Origin of the sequence: Kitasatospora sp. NPDC056327, from assembly GCF_042261735.1 — a bacterium.
Lineage (GTDB): Bacteria > Actinomycetota > Actinomycetes > Streptomycetales > Streptomycetaceae > Kitasatospora.
Genome location: NZ_JBHJRC010000127.1, coordinates 1 through 21964 on the forward strand (window position 1 = coordinate 1; position 21964 = coordinate 21964).

Sequence of the window (21964 nt, forward strand, 5' to 3'; positions counted from 1 at the left end):
GGTCCGCGGCGGTCAGGAAGCGGTCGGTGAACGCCTCCCGCTCGGGGCCGCGTCTCCCGGCGGTGAGCAGCGGGCCGTACGGGCCTTCGATTTTCCGAATCAGCGCAAATTGTTGTTATCTGATCACTCCCCAGGGGTCTCCGAGGAGGCAGCGGCGGACGGACGACAGCAATTCGGAGTGCGGACCCATGAACGTTGACGTGCAGAACAGGATCGGAACGACCCTGGTGCGTGCGGCCCAGGCCGGCGACCCGCAGGCGCGCGAGGCGCTGGTGGCCGCTTGGTTCCCGCTGGTCTACAACGTCGCCGGCCGGGCGTTGAACGGTCACGCCGACGTGGACGACGTCGCCCAGGAGACCATGATCCGGGCCCTGGACGGCCTGGAGGGGCTGCGCGACCCGGAGGCCTTCCGGTCCTGGCTGGTCGCGATCACCATGAACCAGGTCCGCAACCGGGCGACCGGCCAGCAGCAGGCGGTCGTCGGCGGCCTGGACGAGACCTGGGAACTCGCCGACCCGCGTGCCGATTTCACCGACCTGACCATCCTGCGGCTGGGCCTCTCCGGCCAGCGCCGGGAGGTCGCCGAGGCCACCCGCTGGCTGGACCCGGACGACCGGGAACTGCTCGCCCTGTGGTGGCTGGAGGCCTGCGGGGAGCTGAGCCGTGCCGAACTCGCCGAGGCGCTCGACCTGACACCGCAGCACGCCGCCGTGCGTGTCCAGCGGATGAAGAAGCAGCTGGAGGCCGGACGGGTGGTGGTCCGGGTGCTCACCGCCTACCCGCGCTGCCCGGAACTGGCGGAACTGACGAGCGGCTGGGACGGCACGCCGGACTCGGTCTGGCGCAAGCGGATCGCCCGGCACGTCCGCGACTGCGCGGCCTGCGACGGGCTGGGGCGCGACCTCTTCCCGGCCGAGGGCCTGCTGGCCGGGCTGGCGCTGGTGCCGGTGCCGATGGACGCCCCGGGCGGGATCGCCCTCCAGGGCGCGGGAGCCACGGCCGGCGGGCCCGCCGCGGGTCAGGGCGGTGCGGGCTCACCGGGCGGCGGCTCGTCGGGCGGCGCCTCCGCGCCCGCCGACCCGTCCGGCGGCCCGGGCGGCTGGGCCGACCTCGCCCGTCGGAAGACCGTGCTGGCGGGCGGAACGGCGGTGGTGCTCGCGGCGGCCACGCTCGCGATGGTCTGGCCCCAGCAGACCGGTCCGGCCGGTCCGGCGCCCGAGGCGAGCGCCCCGGCCACCGCCGTCGACACTCCCGCCCCGGACGCGCCCGCCGCGCCGACCCCGCAGGCCCAGCCGCCCCTGCCGGGCCCGACGACGCCGGCCGCCGTCCCGTCCGAGGCTCCGACCGCCGCGGCCACGCCGACCGTGACGGCGAGCAGCGCCCGCCCGAGCACGGCGACACCTGCCGCGCCGAGCCCGGAGCGCCAACTGGTCGACCTGGTCAACGCCGAGCGGACCAGGCGGGGCTGTGCCCCGCTGCGGATCGACCCCCGGCTGCACACGGCCGCCCAGAAGCACGCCGAGGCGATGGTCGCCCGGAACTTCTTCGACCACACGGCGCCCGACGGCACCGGGGCGGACGCCCGGCTGAACGCGGCCGGCTACCGCTGGTCGCGGTGGGGCGAGAACCTCGACCGGGGACCGAGCTCCCCGGCCGTGGTCTTCTCCCGCTGGATGGACGGGGGCATCCACCAGACGAACATGCTGGACTGCGCGTTCAAGGACGTCGGCGTCGGTGTGGCCGTCGGCCCGGCCGGGCTCTACTGGACCCAGGACCTCGGCGCCCCGCTCGGCTGACGGAGCGGGGCCCGCCCCCGATCCGTGCGTCGGGCGATCGGGCCGTCAGGCCGTCAGAGCGACCAGCCCCGGCGCCACACCCGTGACGTGATCGGTCGCCCGGCCGACCACCGAGCCGGTGTTCCCGACCTGCCCGGGCAACGCGTCCGGCACCGAGGCGAGCGGTCCGCTCCGGAGCGGACCGGTCAGCTCGCCCTGCTCGCCGAGGGCGGCGGCGTGGGCGGCGGGGGCGGTCAGGGAGGCCACGACGCCGACGGCGAGCGAGGCGACGGCGAGCATGCTGCGCTTCTTCATGCACCGTCCAACGACGCTGCGCCAGTCGGGTTACGGCCCGGGCCGGGGCGGGAGGCGGCGCGGCCTCCGGCCCACGACGGCCCGGTCCGCGACGGCCCGGTCCGCGACGGCCCGGTCCGCGACGGCCCGGCCGACCGGCCGGGTCACCGGGCCGGCGAGCCCGGGGCCGACGGTGTGGCCGGGGTGTCCGGCTGGTACCAGACGTTGCCGGCCAGGCGCAGCGAGGCGGCGGTGTCCTCCAGGGTCGCGAAGGTCCTCTCCGTCGGCGCCCGCATGCAGACGCTCACGACGAGGATGCGCTTCTGCGTGTCCGCGGGGAGGAACCAGATCGCCTGGAGCTGCCTGGTGCCCCGGGCCATCCTGCAGGCCGGGTCCACGCCGATCTCCTGGAAGCGGGGCACCTCGGGCGCAGTGGCCGCGTCGCCGGGCAGCGGAGCCTGGCCGGTGAACCTGAACGACAGGATCAGGTTTCCCTCGGCGAGGGTCCCCGTGGCGGGGCACGCCAGCTCCGTCGGGCAGTCAGGCCCCTGGGTGAGCGGCTGCGGGGAGACGAAGCCGCGTGTCCGCATGCCGTCGGCGGGTCCCGTGAGATCGGACCAGCCCTCCGGCAGGTCGGCGACCAGCCCGCTCACCTGGGGGAAGACGACCGAACGGGCCGCGGTGGACCCGCTGCCCGAGGGGACGGTCGGCGAGGCGCTCGGCCGGGCCTTGCCGGGGTCGTCGGGCGGGACGGCGAGCGCCGGTCCGGAGACGGCCGGGCGCAGCACCGTGCCCTGCGGCGCGGGAGCGAGCGCGGGTGCCGCGGCCAGCACGGCGGCGGTCAGGCCGACGGCGAGCCCGGCCGCGAGGGCGGCCCGCCGACGGCGCCGGCGGGCCCGGGCCGCGATGGCGAACACCCGCTCCATCCGGTCCGCGGGCGCGGGCAGGTACGGGGCGGCCAGTTGCAGCAGCGTCCGAAGCTCCTCCTCCACCTCGTGGTCGTCGGTGGACCCGTCCTCCCAGGAACTCCCGTCGGTGCGGTCGTACTCAGTCACGACGCCCCCCGTCCAGGAGGAGTTCCCTGGCGGGCAGCTTGCCCCGGAGCGCCTGCAGGGCGCGGTGCGTCTGGCTCTTGACGGTGCCCGTGGTGCAGCCCAGTGCCTCGGCGGTGTCCTCCACGCTGAGGTCCTCGAAGAAGCGCAGCACGACCACCGCCCGCTGTCGGGCGGGCAGCGCCCGCACGGCGGCCACCACCACCTGCCCCGTCACCACGTCGTCGAACGGGTCCGCGACCGTCGGCGGCTCGGGCAGGTGGTCGTGCGGCAGTTCCCCGTGCCAGCGGCGCCGCCACCAGGACACGTGCGAGTTCACCAGCACCCGGCGGACGTACGCCTCGGGCCGGTCGATGGATATCTGGTCCCAGCGCGGCCAGACCTTGGCGAGGGCGGTCTGCAGCAGGTCCTCGGCCAGGTGCTGGTCGCCGGTCAGCAGCCACGCCATCCGGAGCAGCCTGGGGCTGCGGGCGGCGACGAACTCCTCGAAGTCCGGTGTCGCGTTCCTCATCCCGCCACCCCTGCCATACCGTCCCCGCCGCCGTCCCGGTCGCCCCCGCCGCCACGCCGGTGGCGACAACTCTGCCGGTCGGCCAGCGCCACCGGGTCTTCGTTCGCGTTCTCACGGCTGCTGAACGCGCTGGGGCCCGTCCCGGGTTGTCGGGTCGGTCGCCCTATTTTCCCCGCCGCCGGCGGACGGTCTGCCGGAGGGTCGCCGCGCGGTGCCGACGGGCGGGGCCGGGCCGGTGCGGAGCCCGGTGGTCCGGCGCGCTGGGCAGGCTGGACGGCCCGCGAGCCGGCCGGGACTCGGCCGGGCGGCGGGCGGGCCGTGGCCACCACGATCCGCCCGCCGCGCCCGCCCGCCAAGGGCGTGCGCAGGGCGCCCGGGTGCACCGGCCGGGCGCGCCGGGGGCGACGGACACGCCGCCTCCGCGCCGGTTCCGCGCCCGCCCCCGGGCCCGTCCCGCAGCTGCCCCGAACGCCCTGCCGCAAAGGACCGGTGGAGCGCCTCCGGCCCGCCGCGGGCCCGTGCCGGCCGCCCCCTGAGCACCCGGGCGGTACCTGGGCGGCACCCCGAGCGTGCCCCGGGCGGCACCCGGACGGCCCCCGGGCGGCGCGCGACGGGGCACCCGTCAGAGCGTCCCCGAGCCGCGCGGTGCGCCGCCCCTCCGCCCGGCGGCGTCCGGATCGACCGGATCCACCGTCCAGTCCGGGTGGCCCGGCATCGGCGGGGTCCGTTCGCCGTAGAGCCACTCGCGCAGGAAGCCGCTCAACGGCTGCCCGGAGACCTCGTCCGCGGTGCGGAGGAAGTCGGCGGTGGTGGCGGTGCCGTGCCGGTGGCGCCGGAGGAAGGCATGCTCGATCCGCTCGAACACCCGCGGCCCGACCCGCTCCCGCAGGGCGAACAGCACCAGCGCGCCGCCGGTGTAGCGCTGGCTGTCGAACAGCGTCGCGGCGGTCGGCACGGCCACCGGACCGGAGTCGTGCCGCCACTGGTCGCCCTGGGCGTAGACGCTGCGCATCCGGTCGGTGAGGGTGGTGAAGCCGCCGGAGTCCGGCCAGCCGCGCTCGTAGCGGTACATCAGGCCGTAGAGGTCGGCATGGCCCTCGTTGAGCCAGAGGTCGGCCCAGGTGCCCGGGGTGACGCTGTTGCCGAACCAGGAGTGCACCAGTTCGTGCATCATGTGCGAGCCGATCAGCGGCTCGGGCCGGCGCAGGAAGTCCGGCTTGTAGAGCGTGAGCGTCTGGGTCTCCAGCCCGGTGAAGCCGAACGCGTCCGGGTCGTCGGTGTCGGCGGGCAGCAGCCCGTACGTCTCGAAGGGGTAGCGGCCGAGGTGCTGCTCGGCCCAGGCCAGCTGTCCCGGCGTCAGGGCGAGGGCCGGTTCCAGGGCGGCGGCGCGCGCGGTGGGCACGACGTCGCGCAGTGCCGGCCCGCCGGGGCCGCCGCGCTCGCGGACCGTGTAGCGGCCCACCGAGGCCTGGAGCAGTTCGGTCGCCATCGGCGCGCGCGAGGCGTACCGCCGGGTGGTGGTGCCGTCCGGGTGCGGTTCGGTGGCGGCGAGCAGGCCGTTGGCCACGCCGTACAGCTCGTCGGGCGCGGTGACGGCCACGGTGAAGCGGGCCTTGTCGCCCGGCCGGTCGTTGCAGGGGAAGACGGTGTGCGCGCCGTCCGGCTGCCCGGCCACGGCGAACCCGTCCGCCGTCACCACCCAGCCGGTGTGCGGCAGCGCGGCGCGCGGATCGGCGCTGTACTCGACCTCCACCCGCACCGGGGCGCCCGCGCGCACCGGCCGGGCCGGGACGACGGTCAGCTTCTCCCCGTGCGTCCGGAACCCGGCGGGGCGGCCGTCGACCCGGACGGCGTGCACGTCCAGGCCGAGGGCGTCCAGCTCCAGGTCCGGCAGTGCGGTGAGCGCGCGGGCGGTCAGCACGGTGGTGCCGTCGACCGTGCGGGTGGCGGGGCGGTAGGTGAAGGCGAGGTCGTAGGCGAGGGCGTCGTAGGCGGTGGTGCCGAGGGAGGGGAACACCGGATCGCCGGTGCCGGGTCCCCGGGTGCCCCCGGCCGTGGCCGGGACCGGGGTGAGGGCGACGGCCGCGAGCGCGAGCGCGGCGGCGAGGAGGGCATGGTGCCGGGACGGGCGCTTCCCGGACGAACGCTGCCTGGACGAACGCTGTCTGGACAGGGCGATCACCTCTCTCGTGGCGTACGGACCCGCGGCGGCCGGGACGACCCCGGTTCCGGTGGGCGACGGCCCGCTCACGGACCGTAGCAGAGTGCTCCGACGACGGACCCTCGCCGGCCGCGGGCGCCGGCTCCGGTCCGCGCTCCCCGGGCGACACGCGGCGGTCGCCCGGACGGAGCACTGCGGTGGCCGTCCGGCTGCGCAGTGTCATACCTTCGAAGAGCCCCGCCCCCTGACGGGCGGGGCCACGGCCGTCGGAGCGCCTGGCCAGGTCCGGCGGCCGTACTCGTGCCCGCGTGCGGTGCCGGCGGCTTCCCGCCCGCTCCGGGCCGCCCGTCACCTCGTAGGCTGGGCAGCCGTGCCGGCCGCCCGCAGCCCCGCCGGCGCACCGAGCCGGCAGGAGCAGCCCCGTGAGCAGCCCGCACTTCGTGGTGATCGGCGAGTGCGTCGCCGACGTGGTCCGCACCGAGGGCGCGCCGGACGTCGTGCACCCGGGCGGCAGCCCGGCCAACGTCGCGTACGGGCTGGCCCGGCTCGGCGAGCCGGTCGCCCTGCTCACCCAGCTCGCCGACGACCCGTACGGGCGGCTGATCCGCGCGCACCTGGAGGGGGCCGGCGTCGCCCTGCCGCCCGTGCCCGCGGCGGTTCCCGCGGAAGGCGGCGACGCCGGTGCGGCGCGCACCCCCTCGGCGGTGGTGCGGCTGGACGCCGAGGGCCGGGCGCAGTACGCCTTCGACATCGACTGGACGCTGCCGCCGGTCGAGCTGCCCGGTCCGCCGGGACACCTGCACATCGGCTCGGTCGCGGCCGTCACCGGGCCCGGCGCGGCTGCCGTGCTCGCCCTCGCCGAACGGTGGCGCGGCCGGGCGACCGTCAGCTACGACCCGAACGTGCGGCCCGCGCTGATGGGCGCGCACGCCGATGCCGTCAGCCGGGTGGAGCGCTGCGTGGCGCTCAGCGACGTGGTGAAGGCCAGCGACGAGGACCTCGCCTGGCTCTACCCCGGCCGCGGCCCGGAGGAGACGGCCCGTCACTGGCTCGGTCTGGGGCCGGCGACCGTCGCGGTCACCCGCGGACCCGCCGGGGCCTTCGCGCTCACCGCCGACGGCCGCCGGGTGGAGACGCGGGCCCGCACGGTCGAGGTGGCCGACACGGTGGGCGCCGGGGACGCCTTCACGGCCGCCCTGCTGCACGCCCGCCGCACCGGCGCGGGCCTCGGCGCGGCACTCGCCCGCGCCACCGCGGCGGCCACCCTGACCGTCACCCGCCCCGGCGCCAACCCGCCCGACGCGGCGGAACTCGCGGCGGTCGCCCCGGTCTGAGGCGGGGCCCGGGGGTCCGGCAGGTCCGTCCGGCCGTGGTCCGCAGGGCGTGCCCGGGCCGGGGCGGGCTCCGTCCCAGGACGGGCGGTGGCGTGGCGGGTCCGGCACCGCCCGGGGCGGCCGCAGCGGAGGACCGACCGGTCCCCGGCACCCCGGCCGCCCCGGCCGGTCAGTCCTTCTCGCCCATGGCCCGTCCGATGATCGCCGCGACCACCTCGGACTTGGCGTCGGCGTAGTTCTGCGTGTACTCCCACGACTGCCGGGCCAGCGCCCGCTTGGTGTCGGCGTACAGCTCGCGGTCCCCGGCGTGCCGGCGCAGCCGGTCGCGGAAGCGCAGCATGCGGGCGTTCTCGGGGCACCCGGCGGACAGGACGTGCAGATTGACGTACTCGGCGGCGGGGCCGATGTCGTGGCGGCGCAGCACCCGGTGCTCGTACCAGTCGGGTTCGCGGATGGCGAGCCCGTAGCCCAGGGCTTCCAGGGCGGGCACGTAGGAGGCCTCGTCCCCGGAGTCGGGGACGATCAGGAGCACGTCGACGACCGGTTTGGCGGGGAGGCCGGGGACGGCGGTGGACCCGACGTGCTCGATCCGGTGGTCGAGGCCGCCGAGGCGTTCCGCGAGGCCGGCGGCCTCCCGTTCGAAGACCGCGGACCAGCGCGGGTCGTGCTCGCGCAGGGTGATCCGGCCGTCGAGCCTGGGGGCCGCGCCCAGGTTGGCGGCCTCGATCTCCTCGGTGGTCATCGGGACGCGCGGGATCTCCTGCTCGGGCACGGGTTGCTCCTGTTCTGCGGCGTGCGGGCGGACGGGTGCGGGGCCGGACCCCGGCGTCGGCCCCACCGGCCGGCTCGTCGACCGGCTCACCGGCCGGCTCCCGGGGGCCGGGTGGGCCGGGTCGCGGAGTCGAAGCCGCGGGCCGTGTCGGGGGTGCCGGTGAGGTCGGGCCGGCGGCCGAGCAGGGTGTGGGTGAGGGCGACGCCCTCGGGGGTGGGGCGGCGGGTCGGGCCGAGGTGCGGCGACCGGCGGCCGGGGACGTGGTGCGGGTCCGGCTCCTCGGCGCCCGCCAGGGCCACCCGGACACCCTGGTGCAGCCGCGTAGGCTCGACGGTCGGGACGGCGGACCGGGCGAGCACCCGGCGCCGGCTGCGGGTGCCGAAGGAGAGCAGGCCGGTCGGCCGGTCGGTCGGCGGCAGGGCCCAGGCGGGCAGGGCGTCGATCCGTTCGGCGGCCCGGGCCGGCATCCGGGCGCAGGCGGCCGGGGTGAGGTGGGGGCGGGGGTCGTGGGCGAGGCTGTCCGCGCCGCCCCCGGCGAGCCGGCGCCGGACCTCGCGCACGGCGCGGTCCGGCGCCGGCTCGCCGAGCCGGTCAACGGTCTGCACGGGCCCCGTCCGGGTGCTGCGGGGCGAGCTCCTTGCCGTACCAGACCTCGGCGTACGGGCCGTCGCTGTGGGCGGGTGTCTCGCGGTAGCCGTGCCGGGTGTAGAGGGCGCGGGCCTCGACCAGGTCGAGCCGGGTGTCCAGGACGATCCGCTCGACGCCGAGCGCCCGGGCGGCCTCGTCCGCGGCCGCCAGCAGGTGGGCGCCGCCGCGGGTGCCGCGCCGCTCGGGGCGGACGTAGACCCGGGTCAGCTCGGCGGTGGCGGCGTCGCGCAGGCGCAGCCCGGCGCAGGCGTCGGCCCGTCCGGCGTACCGCCCGAGCAGGAAGATCCCGGTGGGCGGGGCGAGGTCGTCGCTGGGAGAGCCGGCGAGTCCGGTCTCGATCTCCTCGGCCGTGGAGTCCCGTCCGAGGTGCAGGCGGTACCAGCGGTCGGCGACGTCGGTGTAGTACGCGCGCAGCAGCTCCAGGGCCTCCGCGGACCCGACGTCGGCGGGCGCGACCGCCCAGGGTTCCCCGGTGCCGGGCTGCGTGCTGATCGTCATGCGCGCATTATCGGCGGCCCGGCGCCGCGGTCGCGAATCCTTTTCGATCGCCGGCGGCGCCGGGCGGCCGGCCCGACGGGGGCGTCACCGGCGTCACCGTGGGCCGGGCGGGTGACGGGGGGATTGGGTGATCGGCGCGGCGGGGGAGCAGTGGGGTTATGGACAGACCATCAGATCGTCGTATTAACAGGGGGTTGGCGGGGCGGGAACGGGGCCGGGGGCGGAACGCGGTGCTCGCGGCGGTGTGCCTGGCCGCCGCGGTCGCGGGGTGCGGCGGGTCGGCCGGGGACGGCGCGGTGGCCCCGGGGGGCCGGTCCGCCACCGCCGCGGCGGACCGTGGCGCGCCGCGGCCGCCCGCCGCGCCGCTGATGCTGCCGGGGCCGGCCCTGGCCGAGGAGGAGACCAGCAGCGAGGCGGTGACCCGCCGCGCGGAGGCCGCCAGGGCGGTCCTGGAGACGGCCCGCCGCTGGGGCCTGGCGCAGCCGCCGCTGCCCGCCCCGCCCCGCCCGGCGAGCCGGCCGGAGCTGCGCGCCGCGCAGGGGGTGAAGCTCGCGGACGGGCTGCCGCCGGTGGTCCACCGGGTGCCCACCGACGAGAGGATCGTCTTCCTGACCGTGGACGACGGTGCCGAGAAGGACCCGGAGTTCAACCGGATGGCCAGGGAGCTGGGCATCCCGCTGTCCACCTTCGTCGCCGACTACCTGGCCCGCTCCGACTACGGCTACTTCCGGGCCCTGGACGCCCAGGGCGACGCGGTGAACAACCACACCGTCAACCACCGCAACCTCAAGATCCTCGATCACGACACCCAGCGCCAGGAGATCTGCACCCAGCAGGACCGGCTGGAGGAGCAGATCGGCACCCGTCCGCGGCTGTTCCGCCCGCCGTACGGCGAGTACAACGAGGACACCCTGCGGGCCGCGGCGTCCTGCGGCATCGAGGCGGTGCCGCTGTGGAACGAGGAGGCGTTCCCGGACCGCGTGGAGTACCGCTACGACGACCAGCGGCTCCACCCGGGGGACATCGTCCTCACCCACTTCCGCGGCACCGACCTGTGGCCGGGCACCATGACCGACCTGCTGCGCAAGGTGGTCGACGAGGTCACCGCGCAGGGCTTCGCGCTGGCCCGGCTGGACGACTACCTGTAGGCGGCGCGGCGCGGGGGAGGCTCAGTCGAGCGCGAGGGCGTCGAGGTACACCCAGGCGCCCTCGTGCCGCACGAAGCGGCTGTGCTCGGTGAGCGCGCCCTCCTCCCGGGCCTCGGTGTAGTGGGCGCGGAAGGCCACCGTGCCCTCGGCGTGGAAGGGGCCGCCCTCGGTGGTGGAGAGCACCTCCAGCCGGAGCCAGCGCAGCGCCGGGTCGAGGTCGACGGAGTCCGGGCGGGTGTCCGGGTGCCAGGTGCGCAGCAGGTAGGCCTCGTCGCGGGCGGCGAAGGCGCTGTAGCGCGAGCGCATCAGGGCCTCGGCGGTGGTCGCGGCGGCCTGGCCGCGGTGCAGCCGGCCGCAGCACTCGGCGTAGCTGGCGGGCAGGCCGCACGGGCAGGGGGAGGAGGGCAGCAGGCGCGGCGCGGGGGCGGTGGGGCGGGCTGCGGAACGGCGTCGGGACATGGGCTCCATTCTGGCGCCTCGGCGGCGCGGTGCGCGCCGGGTGCCCGGGACGCGCACCGGGGGCGGGGCCCCGGGACGTCCCGCGGCGGTGGGGCCGGGTGCCCGGGACGGGGCGGCGGAGGACCGGGCGATCGGCCGGGGCCGGGACACGGCCGGCGCCCCGGGCGTCCGGGACACCGGGCGGCGGACCTTGGGTTCCACGCCCGGCCGCGCCGGGCGGCACCCGTCCCGCGGTCTCCCCGTTCCGGTCCCCGTATCCGCCGTTCCCGCCCGTCCGGATCCCCTTCTCCCGGGGGCCGACACGGTCTCCGTCCTTGACTGCCCTCGGACAACACAACGTCCGGAAATCTGCTTGCGGTGTCGGGAGGGCGTGCGGGTGCGCCATCTGACGGACCGTTGGAGAAACGGTAGCGGTCCGAACTGTCCCTGCCAAGGCCGCTGACAATCCGTGAGAAATCGCCGTCGAACCGTCACTCAGCAGCACCGCTGAGGGGGGAGGGCGGGGTGATCTTTCCGGCATATCGAACGAGTGACGGAAATGTGCTGGTGATTCGTAGATCTTTACCCCACCATCTCCGAGGGCACACCGCCCATTTCTCGCCGACCACAAGTCGATGCAGCAGCACCCCTCAGGAGAGCAGTGATGAGTTCGACGGGACTTCCTCCGCTGGATCCGGCCGCACCGCTGGCCGCGCTGGTGGCCGCGCAGGTCAGACGGACCCCTGACGCCACCGCCGTGATCGACGGCGCACGCCGGTCGACCTACCGTGAACTGGACGCCGCGGCCGACGCGGTGGCGGGCCGCCTGGCCGCCGCCGGCGTCCGCTCGGGGACACTGGTCGGAGTCTGCCTACCGCGCACGGCGGACCTCGTGGTCGCCCTGCTGGCGGTCCTGCGGGCCGGCGGCGCGTACGTGCCGCTCGACCCCGCGTACCCCCGTGACCGCCTGGAGCTCGTGATCGGCGACGCACAGGCACCCGTCGTCGTCACCGACCGGGCCCACGAGCACCTGCTGGACGGCGCCGGCGCCACCCTCCTGCACATCGACGGCGACGGACCCGCCGCCCCGCTCGACCCGGCCGCCGCGCACCCCACCACCGGCGACGCGGCCACCGACGCCCTCGCCTACGTGCTCTACACCTCCGGCTCCACCGGCCGCCCCAAGGGCGTCCAGGTCACCCAGCGCGGCGTCAACGCCATGCTCCGCTGGGCCGTCGGCACCTACAGCGCCGCCGACCTGGCCGGGGTGCTGTTCGGCACCTCCGTCTGCTTCGACATCTCGGTGTACGAGCTGTTCCTCCCGCTCTGCGCCGGCGGCACGGTCGTCGTCGCCGAGAACGTCCTCGCCCTGCCCGAGCTGCCCGCCCGGGACGAGGTCACCCTGGTCAACACCGTGCCCAGCGCCATGGCGGCGCTGCTGCGCGGCGACGGCCTTCCCGGCGGCGGGGGTCTGCCGGGCGGGGTGCGCGTGGTCAACCTGGCCGGCGAGGCGCTGCCCCGCCACCTCGCCGACCGGGTCTACGCCCAGCCCCTCGTCGAGCGCCTCTACAACCTGTACGGCCCCACCGAGGACACCGTCTACTCCACCTGGTCGCTGGTCCCGCGCACCGGGGACGGCGAGCCGGTCATCGGCCGCCCGCTCGACGGCACCCTCGGCCACGTCCTCGACGAGCACCGGATACCCGTGCCCGACGGCGGCATCGGCGAGCTCCACCTCTCCGGCGAGGGCCTGGCCCGCGGCTACCACGGCCGTCCCGACCTCACCGAGGAGCGCTTCGTCCACGTCGACGGCGTGCGCTGCTACCGCACCGGCGACCTGGTCCGCCGGCTGCCCGACGGCGAACTGGAGTACCACGGGCGCGTCGACCACCAGGTGAAGGTCCGCGGCTTCCGGGTCGAACTCGGCGAGATCGAGGCCGTGCTCGCCACCCACCCCGCCGTCGAGGCCGCCGCCGCCGTCGTCCAGCGCGACGGGGCCGGCGACTACCTGGCCGCCTTCGTCCAGCCCGCCCCCGGCGACGGCGCGCCCACCCCCGCCGAGCTGCGCGCCCACTGCGCCGCCGCGCTCCCCGGCTACATGGTGCCGCTGGCCGTCGCCGTCCTGGCCGAGCTGCCGCTCACCCCCAACGGCAAGACCGACCGCAAGGCGCTGCCCCCGGCCGCCCGCAGCCGGGCCGGCCACGAGCTGTTCGTCGCCCCCCGCACCCCCGCCGAGACCAGGATCGCCGCACTCTGGCAGGACCTGCTCGGCGTCCCCGAGGTCGGCGTGCACGACGTCTTCCTCGACCTCGGCGGCCACTCCCTGCTCGCGGCCGGCCTGCTCGCCCGGGTCGAGCGCGAGTTCGGCACCCGGGTGCCGCTCGCCGAGTTCTTCGCCGCCCCGACCGTCGCCGCGCTCGCCGTCCGCGCGGCCAACGGCGGCGGCGGACGGGCCTCCGTGGAGCCCCCGCGGCGCGAGGCCGGCCTGCCCGCCCGCGCCACCGAGTTCCAGCGCGAACTCTGGCTGCACGAGGCCGTCCAGCCCGACAGCCCGCTCTACAACGTGCCGCTGCGGATCCGCGCCGAGGGCGCCCTGGACCGCGCGGCCCTCGGCCGCGCGCTCACCGAGGTGGTCCGCCGCCACGAGGCGCTGCGCACCGCCCTGTACGGCGCCGTGAACCCCACCGAGCACGACGACGCGACCGCCGACGTCCGCCCGCCCTACGAGGTCGAGGTGCCGCTGGTCGACCTCGTCGGCCGGCACGGCCAGGTGGCCGACGAGGAGGCGCTCGACGAGGTGCTGCGCGCCGAGGCCGCCCGCCCGCTCGACCTCGCCGGCGGCCGGCTGCTGCGCGCCCTGGCGGTCCGCACCGACACGGACCGGCACGAGCTGCTGCTCACCGTGCACCACGCCGCCACCGACGGCTGGGCGGCGGGCCTGCTGCTCGCAGAGGTCGCCCGCGCCCTCCAGGACGGCGAACTTCCCGAGCCCGCCCTCCAGCTGTCCGACGTCGCCCGCTGGGAGCTGCGCGACGTCGAGGCCGGCCGCGAGGGCGCCGAGCGCTGGGCCGAGCGACTGAGCGGCGTCGAGGGCGACCAGCACCTGCCCGGCGACCGCCCGCACCCCAACCCGCAGGACATCGCCGGCCGCCGGATCGCCCGCCGGCTGGAGACCGGGTTCGTCAAGGGCGTCGAGAAGTGGGCCGCCGAGGAGGGCGCCAGCCTCTACATGGCGGTCCTCGCCGCCCTCGGCGGAGTGCTGCACCGCTACACCGGACGCACCGACGTCGCCGTGCTCAGCCCCTTCGCCGTGCGCCCGGTGCCCGAGCTGGAGACCGTGCTCGGCTCGCTGATCAACACCGTCGCGCTGCGCTTCGACGTGGCCGGCGCCGACACCTTCCGCGAGCTGGTCGCCCGGGTCCGCCCGGTCGTCCTGGAAGCCGCCGACCACAGCGGCCACCCCTTCGTCGACCACGCCCGGCGCTACGGCGGCTCGCCCGGCCTCACCTCCTCGCCGATCTCCCAGGTGCTGCTCGCCGTCCAGAACCACCCGGTGGCCGGCGTCGAACTGCCCGGCCTCAAGCTGACGTTCGTCGCCGAGGTGTGCAACAGCACCGCCAAGACCGACCTCTCGCTGTTCCTGGAGTTCCCGGCCGACGGCCCGCTGCTGTCCGCCGAGTACCGCACCTCCCGCTACGAGGAGCGGTCGGTGCGCGCCGCACTGGACCACCTGGTCGCGCTGCTCGCCGCCGCCGTCGCCGAACCCGACCGCCCGCTCGCCGAGCTGGCCATGCTCTCCGCCGCCGAACGCGCCGCCGACGAGCCGCTCAACCGCACCGCGGAGCCGGTCCCCGACGCCCGGCTGCACGAGCTGGTCGCCGCCCAGACCGCCCGCACCCCGGACGCGCCCGCCGTCTCCGCCGCCGACGGCACCCTCGACTACGCCGAACTCGGTGCCACCGCCGACCGGCTGGCCCACCTGCTCGCCGCGCACGGCGCGGGCCCCGGCAGCCTCGTCGCCGTTGCGGTGCGGCGAGGCCGGCTGCTGCCCGCCGCCCTGCTCGGCGTGCTGCGCAGCGGCGCCGCCTACCTGCCGCTCGACGTCGAGCAGCCGCTCGCCCGCAACCGCGGTGTGCTCGACGACGCCGGCGTCACCCTGGTGGTCACCGACACCGCCACCGCCGGCGACGAACTGCTGCACGGCCGGCAGGCCGTCCTGGTGGACGGCCCCGAGCACGCGGCCGCCCCCGCGCAGGCACCCGCCGTCACCGTGGGTCCGGAGGACCCGGCCTACCTGCTGTACACCTCCGGCTCGACCGGCCGCCCCAAGGGCGTCGCCGTGCCGCACCGCGCGATCGTCAACTTCCTGACCTCGATGGGCCGCGAACCCGGCCTCACCGGGCGGGACGTGATGGCCGCCGTCACCACCGTCACCTTCGACATCGCCGGCCTGGAGCTCTGGCTGCCGCTGGTGACCGGCGCCCGGGTGGAGATCGCCGACCGCGCCACCGCCACCGACGGCACCGCGCTCGGCGCCTGGCTCGACAAGCACGGCGTCACCCACCTCCAGGCCACCCCCGCCACCTGGCGGATGCTGCTGGAGGCCGACTGGGCCGGCCGCCCGGGCCTGACCGCCCTGTGCGGCGGCGAGGCGCTCACCACCGACCTCGCCCGCGCCCTGCTCGGCCGGGTCGCCGCCCTGTGGAACCTGTACGGGCCGACCGAGACCACCGTCTGGTCCACCGTCCAGCGGGTCACCCCCGAACTCGCCGCCCAGGGCGGCGTGGTGGCCCTCGGCGCGCCCATCGCCAACACCCGGCTGCACCTGCTCGGCCCCTCCGGACAGGCCGTGCCGGTCAACGGCATCGGCGAGCTGTGCATCGCCGGCGCCGGCGTCGCCCTCGGCTACCACGGCCGCCCGGAGCTGACCGCCGACCGGTTCACCGCCGAGCCCGGCCGTACCGACGGCGCGCCGATGTACCGCACCGGCGACCTCGCCAGCCGCCGCGCCGACGGCCGGCTGGAGTACCACGGCCGCGCCGACGCCCAGGTCAAGCTCCGCGGCTTCCGCATCGAGCTGGGCGAGATCGAGGCCGCGCTGACCGCCGTCCCCGGCGTCACCGCGGGCGCCGCCCGGCTCGTCGAGACCCCGGCCGGCCCGGCCCTGGCCGGCTACGCCGTCGCCCCGGGCCTCACCGAGGACGCGCTGCGCACCGCCCTCGGCGCGCTGCTGCCCGACTACATGGTGCCCGCCGGGCTCGTCCTGCTCGACGCGCTGCCGCTGACCCCCAGCGGCAAGGTCGACCGGGCCGCCCTGCCCGTACCGCAGCTCGGCGGTGCCGGCGCCCCGCCCGAGGGCGACTGCGAGGAGCTGCTCGCCGACCTGTGGACCGAGGTCCTCAAGGTCGACCGGGTCTCCCGGCACGACGACTTCTTCGCGCTCGGCGGCCACTCGCTGCTCGCCACCCGCCTGCTCGCCCGGATCCGGGACACCTTCGAAACCGAACTGCCCCTGCGCGTCGTCTTCGAGGACCGGACCCTGGCCGCCCTCGCCCGCCGCGTCGAGGAGCGCCTGCTGGAGGAGATCGACGAACTCGACGACCTCGGCGACGACCTCGACGCAACCGCGGGGAGCGCGCTGTGAACCGTCCCACGAACCCCGGAGCGGCCGGAGACACCGGCACGCCCAGGACCACGAACGCACAGACGGCCGCCGGCGACACCGGCGCCCGAACGGGGGAGAGCGCATGACCGACCAGCCCACCAGCGGAACCGCCCCGGAACCCGGAGCCGATCCCGCGGCCAGACGCCAGGAACTGCTGCGCCGCCGCCTCGCCAAGGCCAGGGCCGCCAAGGCGGCGGCCGCCGCCGGCGGAGCCGAGCGCCACACCGTCACCCCGCGACCCGAGGGCACCCCGGCACCGCTCTCCTCGGCCCAGCGCCGGATGTGGTTCCTCGCCCAGTACGAGCCGGACAGCGCCGCGTACCACATCCCGCTCGCCCTCCACCTCGGCGGCGAGCCCGACGAGGCCGCCCTCGCCGCCGCCCTCACCGACGTCCTCGCCCGGCACGAGGTGCTGCGCACCGTCTACCCCGAGGCCGACGGCGAGGTGCGCCCCGAGACGCTGCCCGCCGACCGCTTCACCCTCGTCACCGCCGACGTCGCCGCCGACGAGGTCGACGCCCGGCTGGAGGCCGAGGCCCGGCGCCCCTTCGACCTCGCCGCCGACCTGCCGCTGCGCGCCGCCCTGCTGCGCACCGGTGACGGCGCCGTGCTCAGCCTGGTGCTGCACCACATCGCGGCCGACGGCTGGTCGATCGGCGTGCTCTTCGGCGACCTCGCCACCGCCTACGGCGCCCGCCGCGACGGCGCGGCCCCGGCGTTCGAGCCGCTGCCCGTCCAGTACGCGGACGTCGCGCACTGGCAGCGGACCGCACTCGCCGACGAGCTCGACCGCCAGCAGGCCTGGTGGCAGGAGCGGCTGCGCGGCGCGGCCGCCACCGTCACGGTGCCCGCCGACCGGCCGCGCCCGGCCGTCGCCGGCACCGCGGGCGCCCGGTTCACCGCCGAACTCGGCGCCGAGCGCACCCGCCGGATCCGCGCCCTCGCCGAGGAGACCGGCAGCACCGTGTACATGGTGCTGCTGGCCGCCCTGCAGACCCTCCTCGGCCGCTACACCGGCAGCGAGGACGTCACCGTCGGCACCCCGATCGCCGGCCGCACCCGCAGCGAGACCGAGCCGTTGGTCGGCTGCTTCGTCAACACCCTGGCGATGCGCACCGACCTCTCCGGCGACCCGACGGTCCGCGAGCTCCTGGAGCGCGTCAAGGACGCCACCCTCGGCGCCTTCGGCCACCAGGACCTGCCGTTCGAGCGGCTGATCGACGCGCTCGGCCTGGAGCGCGAACTGGCCCACACCCCGCTGTTCCAGGTGCTGCTCAACGTCCACAACCAGGCCGAGGCCCGCCCCGCGCTGCCCGGCCACGACGTCCGCTGGTGGCCGGTCGGCACCGACACCGCCAAGTTCGACCTGTCGGTGGCCGTCGTCGACAACGGCGGCGACCTCGCCGCCGACCTCGTCTGGCGCACCGAGCTGTACGACGAGGCCACCGTCCGCCGGGTCTTCGGCCACCTCACCACCGTGCTCGACGCGATGGCCGCCGGCCCCGACCGCCCGCTCGCCGCGCTGCCCCTGCTCACCCCGGCCGAACAGCGGCAGCTCACCGCCTGGGACGACGAGACCCTGCGCGGCTGGGACCTCGGCGGCACCCTGCACGGCCTGGTCGAGGAGCAGGCGCGCCGCACCCCCGACGCACCCGCCGTGCGCGACGCCGACGGCGTCCTCGGCTACGCCGAACTCGACCGGCGCGCCAACGCGCTGGCCCACCGGCTGCGCGCGCTCGGCGTCGGCCCGGACCGCCCGGTCGGCCTGCTGGTCGAGCGCTCCGCCGCCCTGGTCGTCGGCATGCTCGGCATCCTCAAGGCCGGCGGCGCCTACCTGCCGCTCGACCCGGTCTACCCGGACGGGCGCATCCGCGCGCTGCTCGACGCCGCCGGGGCCGCCGCCGTCGTCACCACCGAGGACCTTCGCGGCCGGCTCGCCGGCGGCCCGCCGGCCGTCGTCCCCGACGCCGAGGAGCGCACCGACGCCCCCGACGCCGACGTCCGCCCCGAGCACCTCTGCTACCTGATCTTCACCTCCGGCTCCACCGGCACGCCCAAGGGCGTCGCCGTCGAGCACCGCAACTACCGCAACTACCTGCACGGCCTGCGCGAGCGGATCGGCGGCGACCAGCAGGGCTGGAACTGGGCGCTGGTCTCCACCTTCGCCGCCGACCTCGGCACCACCAACGTGTTCGGCGCGCTCACCGGGGGCGGCTGCCTCCACCTGCTGACCCGCGACCAGGCCACCGACCCGGACGCCTTCGCCGCCTACGCGGCCGAGCACCGGATCGACGCCATGAAGCTGGTCCCCAGCCACCTGGAGGGCCTGGCCGCGCACGGCACCGGCCTCGGCGGCATCCTCCCCGCCCGGCTGCTGATCTGCGCCGGCGAGGCGCTGCGGCCCGACCTGGTGGCCCGGATCCGCGCCGCCCGGCCCGAGCTGGAGCTGCACAACCACTACGGGCCCACCGAGACCACCGTCTCGATGCTCGGAACCCCGGTGCCCGCCGACCTCGGCGACGCGGTCACCGCCCCGCTCGGCCGGCCGTTCGGCAACGTCCGCGCCCACCTGCTGGACGCCCGCCGCCGCCCGGTCCCGATCGGCGTCCCCGGCGAGCTGTACGTCTCCGGGGGCGGCGTCGCCCGCGGCTACCTCGGCCGCGACGACCTCACCGCCGAACGCTTCCTGGACGTCGACGGCCGCCGCTGCTACCGCACCGGCGACCTGGTCCGGCGCCGCCCCGACGGCGCGATCGAGTTCCTCGGCCGGATCGACCACCAGGTCAAGATCCGCGGCTTCCGGGTCGAGATCGGCGAGGTCGAGGCCGAACTGACCGCCCGTCCCGAAGTCCGCGAGGCCGTCGTGGTCGCCCGCGGCGAGGGCGCCGCCCGCTCCCTGGCCGGCTACCTGGTGCCCGCCGACCCGGCCGCCGCGCCCGACCCGGGCGAGCTGCGGGCCGCGCTGCGCACCCGGCTGCCCGACTACATGGTCCCGGCCGCCCTGGTCGTCCTGGACGCCCTGCCGCTGAACGCCAACGGCAAGGTCGACCGGGCCGCCCTCCCCGAGCCGGTCGCCGCCCAGCCGGTCCCCGGCGGCGGCGGTGCGCCGACCACGGACACCGAGCACACCGTGGCCGGCGTCTACCGGCAGGTACTGGAGACCGGGGAGATCGGCGCCGACGACGACTTCTTCGCCCTCGGCGGCGACTCCTTCTCCGCCGTGCGCGCCGTGCGCCTGATCGGCAACGGCCTGTCGGTGATCGACCTCTTCCAGCACCCCACCGTCCGCGAGATCGCCGCCCTGATCGACGCCCGGGCCGGCGGCACCGCCGACGAGGGCCCGCGCACCCTGCTGCACAAGCTCACCCGGGGCAACGCCCCGGCCGGGATGAACGTCGTCTGCGTGCCCTACGGCGGCGGCAGCCCGATCACCTTCCAGCCGCTCGCCGACGCCCTGCCCGCCGGCCACCGGCTCTACGCCGTCGAGCTGCCCGGCCACGACCCGAGCCGCCCCGACGACGAACTCGCCGACCTCGACGCGCTCGCCGACACCCTGACCGCCCAGGTCCTGGAGCGGGTCGAGGGGCCGGTGCTGCTCTACGGCCACTGCCTGGGCGGCGCGCTCGCCACCGCCCTCGGCTCCCGGCTGGAGGCGGCCGGCGTCGACCTGCGCGGCCTCGCCCTCGGCGGCACCTTCCCGGCCGCCCGGCTGCCCGGCCGCTTCGCCGAGTGGATGGCCCGGCGGATGCCCGGCGACCGCGCGCTGTCCAACCGCGGCTACCTCGACTACCTGCGGGCCATGGGCGGTTTCACCGACGTCTACGACCGGGCCGAACAGGACTTCCTGGTCCGGGCGCTGCGCCACGACGTCCGCCAGGCCGAGGACTTCTACACCCGGGCCTACGGCGACGGGCGGCCCGCGAAGATCGACGCCCCGATCCTCTGCGTTGTCGGCGAGAAGGACCGCGCCACCCTGCTCTACCAGGAGCGCTACACCGAGTGGGAGCACTTCGGCGACAGCGTCGACCTCGCGGTCGTGCCGCGCGCCGGGCACTACTTCCTCAAGCACCAGGCGGAGGAACTCGCCCGGGTGCTGGCCGGGTTCGCCGCCACCGGCGAGGTCGCCGAGCAGGTCGCGGAGAAGCGTCCGGCCGCCAGGGCCGAGCTGGGCACCTTCGCCAAGGTGGCGGTCGGCCAGTTCGTCTCGATGATCGGCACCAGCCTCTCCACCTTCGCCCTCGGCGTCTGGGTCTTCCAGCAGACCGGCTCGGCCTTCGACTTCGCGATGATCTCGTTCATCGCGGTGCTGCCGGCCGTCCTGCTGCTGCCGATCGCCGGAGCGCTGGCCGACCGGGTCGACCGGCGCAAGATCATGATCGTCACGGACAGCGTGGCCGCCGCCGGCATGCTCGGCCTCGGCGTGCTGTTCTGGACGGACCTGCTGCACGTCTGGCACATCTACATCGTGGCCTGCATAGGCTCCACCTGCGGAGCCTTCCAACGGCCCGCCTACCTGGCCGCGATCACCCAGCTGGTGCCCAAGCGCTACCTCGGCCAGGCCAACGGGCTCGCCCAGCTCGGCACCGGCGCCGGCGACATGATGGCCATCCTGGCCGGCGGTGTGCTGGTCTCCCTGGTCGGCCTGCACGGCGTGGTGCTCTTCGACATGGCGACCTTCCTCACCGGCGTCACCTGCCTGCTGCTGGTCCGCTTCCCGAACGCGATGTTCGACAAGGAGGAGGAGCCGCTCTGGCGGGAGGTCGTCACCGGCTGGCGGTACATCGCGCGCCGGCACAGCCTGGTCGCCATGGTGGTCTTCTTCGTGGTGTTCAACTACCTGTTCGCCGTCGCCACCGTCCTGGTCACTCCGATGGTGCTGGCGAACGGCACGCCCTTCCAGCTCAGCATCGTCACCGCCCTCGGCGGCCTCGGCGCGATGGTCGGCGCCCTGGTCATGGGCCTGTGGGGCGGCACCCGCCGCCGCTCCGTCGGCATGATCGGCTTCACCTCGGTGGTCGGCGTCGCCGCCGTCGTCACCGGCAGCCGCCCCGAGACCGCCCTCACCGCTTGCGGGCTCTTCCTGCTCTGGGGATCGATGATGATCCTCAACTCGCACTGGATGTCGCTGATCCAGACCAAGGCCGGGATGGAGCTCCAGGGCCGGGTGCTGGCCACCAACCAGATGCTCGCCATGTCGATGATGCCGCTCGGGTTCCTCACCGCCGGCCCGCTCTCCGACCACGTCTTCGAGCCGCTGATGCGCCCCGGCGGCGCGCTCGCCGACTCGGTCGGCCTGGTGCTCGGCACCGGACCGGGCCGCGGCGCCGGCCTGCTGCTCGTCGTGGTCGGCCTGCTGCTCGCGGTCTGGGGCCTGGTGGGCCTCGCCTACCGGCCGCTGCGCCTGCTGGAGGACATCCTCCCGGACGCGCTGCCGGACGCCGAGATCGGCGACAAGGACGCCATCCAGGCCGAGGCCGACCGGCAGCTCGCCCTCGCCGAGGCCGCCCGCAAGGGCCGTCCCGTCCCCGGCTCCGTCCGGGTGCCGCGCCCGTCCGGCACCCCCGAACCCGTCGAGGACGACGACCCGGCCGACCGGGTGCACGCCGCCACGGGCCGCCGGTAGCCCCCGCCCGGACGGTGCGCCCCGCCCCCTCACCAAAGGGGGCGG

Annotated in this window: 14 protein-coding genes; 6 read left to right on the plus strand and 8 right to left on the minus strand. The window is 76.4% G+C overall.

Features of this window, described 5'->3' with window-relative positions; translation table 11 throughout:
* Both ACFCX4_RS19520 and ACFCX4_RS19525 read left to right on the plus strand, forming a co-directional pair.
* Positions 1-199: hypothetical protein (locus tag ACFCX4_RS19520; RefSeq protein ID WP_376144021.1), on the plus strand; the 199-nt coding region annotated here is incomplete at its 5' end.
* On the plus strand, positions 189-1796 hold the full coding sequence (locus tag ACFCX4_RS19525) for a sigma-70 family RNA polymerase sigma factor (protein ID WP_376144023.1): 1608 nt from the start codon (positions 189-191) through the stop codon (positions 1794-1796). The genes ACFCX4_RS19520 and ACFCX4_RS19525, both read left to right, overlap by 11 nt.
* Before the next feature lie 45 nt (positions 1797-1841).
* Here the strand turns inward: ACFCX4_RS19525 and ACFCX4_RS19530 are convergent, their stop codons facing one another.
* From ACFCX4_RS19530 to ACFCX4_RS19545, 4 genes are all read right to left on the minus strand, one after another.
* Positions 1842-2090, minus strand: coding sequence for a hypothetical protein (locus ACFCX4_RS19530; RefSeq protein WP_376144025.1), 249 nt, complete (start codon positions 2088-2090; stop codon positions 1842-1844).
* Positions 2091-2233: 143 nt separating this feature from the next.
* On the minus strand, positions 2234-3124 hold the full coding sequence (locus ACFCX4_RS19535) for a hypothetical protein (RefSeq protein WP_376144027.1): 891 nt from the start codon (positions 3122-3124) through the stop codon (positions 2234-2236).
* Positions 3117-3632 carry a SigE family RNA polymerase sigma factor gene (locus tag ACFCX4_RS19540; protein WP_376144029.1) on the minus strand — a complete coding sequence of 172 codons (516 nt, stop codon included), beginning with the start codon at positions 3630-3632 and terminating at the stop codon, positions 3117-3119. Before ACFCX4_RS19540 ends, ACFCX4_RS19535 begins: the two co-directional genes overlap by 8 nt.
* 622 nt (positions 3633-4254) lie before the next feature.
* Entirely contained in the window at positions 4255-5883 is a 1629-nt protein-coding gene (locus ACFCX4_RS19545) for a M1 family metallopeptidase (RefSeq protein WP_376144031.1), read from the minus strand.
* Positions 5884-6215: 332 nt separating this feature from the next.
* On the opposite strand from ACFCX4_RS19545, the gene ACFCX4_RS19550 reads away from it, so the two are divergent.
* Positions 6216-7127: a carbohydrate kinase gene (locus tag ACFCX4_RS19550; protein ID WP_376144033.1), complete on the plus strand. Its 912-nt coding sequence runs from the start codon at positions 6216-6218 to the stop codon at positions 7125-7127.
* A 169-nt stretch (positions 7128-7296) separates the two neighbouring features.
* Here ACFCX4_RS19550 and ACFCX4_RS19555 read toward each other — a convergent pair whose 3' ends face one another.
* From ACFCX4_RS19555 to ACFCX4_RS19565, 3 genes are all read right to left on the minus strand, one after another.
* A complete protein-coding gene (locus ACFCX4_RS19555; RefSeq protein WP_376144035.1) occupies positions 7297-7899 on the minus strand; it encodes a GrpB family protein in 603 nt (200 codons plus the stop codon).
* Positions 7900-7985: 86 nt separating this feature from the next.
* Positions 7986-8504 (minus strand): hypothetical protein, encoded by a 519-nt coding sequence (locus ACFCX4_RS19560; protein WP_376144037.1) that lies wholly within the window; start codon positions 8502-8504, stop codon positions 7986-7988.
* Positions 8491-9045, minus strand: a complete 555-nt coding sequence (locus tag ACFCX4_RS19565; protein ID WP_376144039.1) for a GNAT family N-acetyltransferase — start codon at positions 9043-9045, stop codon at positions 8491-8493. The genes ACFCX4_RS19560 and ACFCX4_RS19565 overlap by 14 nt, the downstream gene beginning before the upstream one ends.
* A 194-nt stretch (positions 9046-9239) precedes the next feature.
* Between ACFCX4_RS19565 and ACFCX4_RS19570 the strand changes: the two genes are divergently transcribed.
* Positions 9240-10193, plus strand: a complete 954-nt coding sequence (locus tag ACFCX4_RS19570) for a polysaccharide deacetylase family protein (RefSeq protein ID WP_376144041.1) — start codon at positions 9240-9242, stop codon at positions 10191-10193.
* A 21-nt stretch (positions 10194-10214) separates the two neighbouring features.
* On the opposite strand, the gene ACFCX4_RS19575 is transcribed toward ACFCX4_RS19570, so the two are convergent.
* Positions 10215-10652 carry a YchJ family protein gene (locus ACFCX4_RS19575; protein WP_376144043.1) on the minus strand — a complete coding sequence of 146 codons (438 nt, stop codon included), beginning with the start codon at positions 10650-10652 and terminating at the stop codon, positions 10215-10217.
* Positions 10653-11295: 643 nt separating this feature from the next.
* Here ACFCX4_RS19575 and ACFCX4_RS19580 point away from each other — a divergent pair.
* On the plus strand, positions 11296-16275 hold the full coding sequence (locus ACFCX4_RS19580) for an amino acid adenylation domain-containing protein (protein WP_376144045.1): 4980 nt from the start codon (positions 11296-11298) through the stop codon (positions 16273-16275).
* A 103-nt stretch (positions 16276-16378) separates the two neighbouring features.
* Complete coding sequence (locus ACFCX4_RS19585) at positions 16379-21919, plus strand: amino acid adenylation domain-containing protein (protein WP_376144047.1); 5541 nt, start codon at positions 16379-16381, stop codon at positions 21917-21919.
* The last annotated feature ends 45 nt before the right edge of the window (positions 21920-21964 follow it).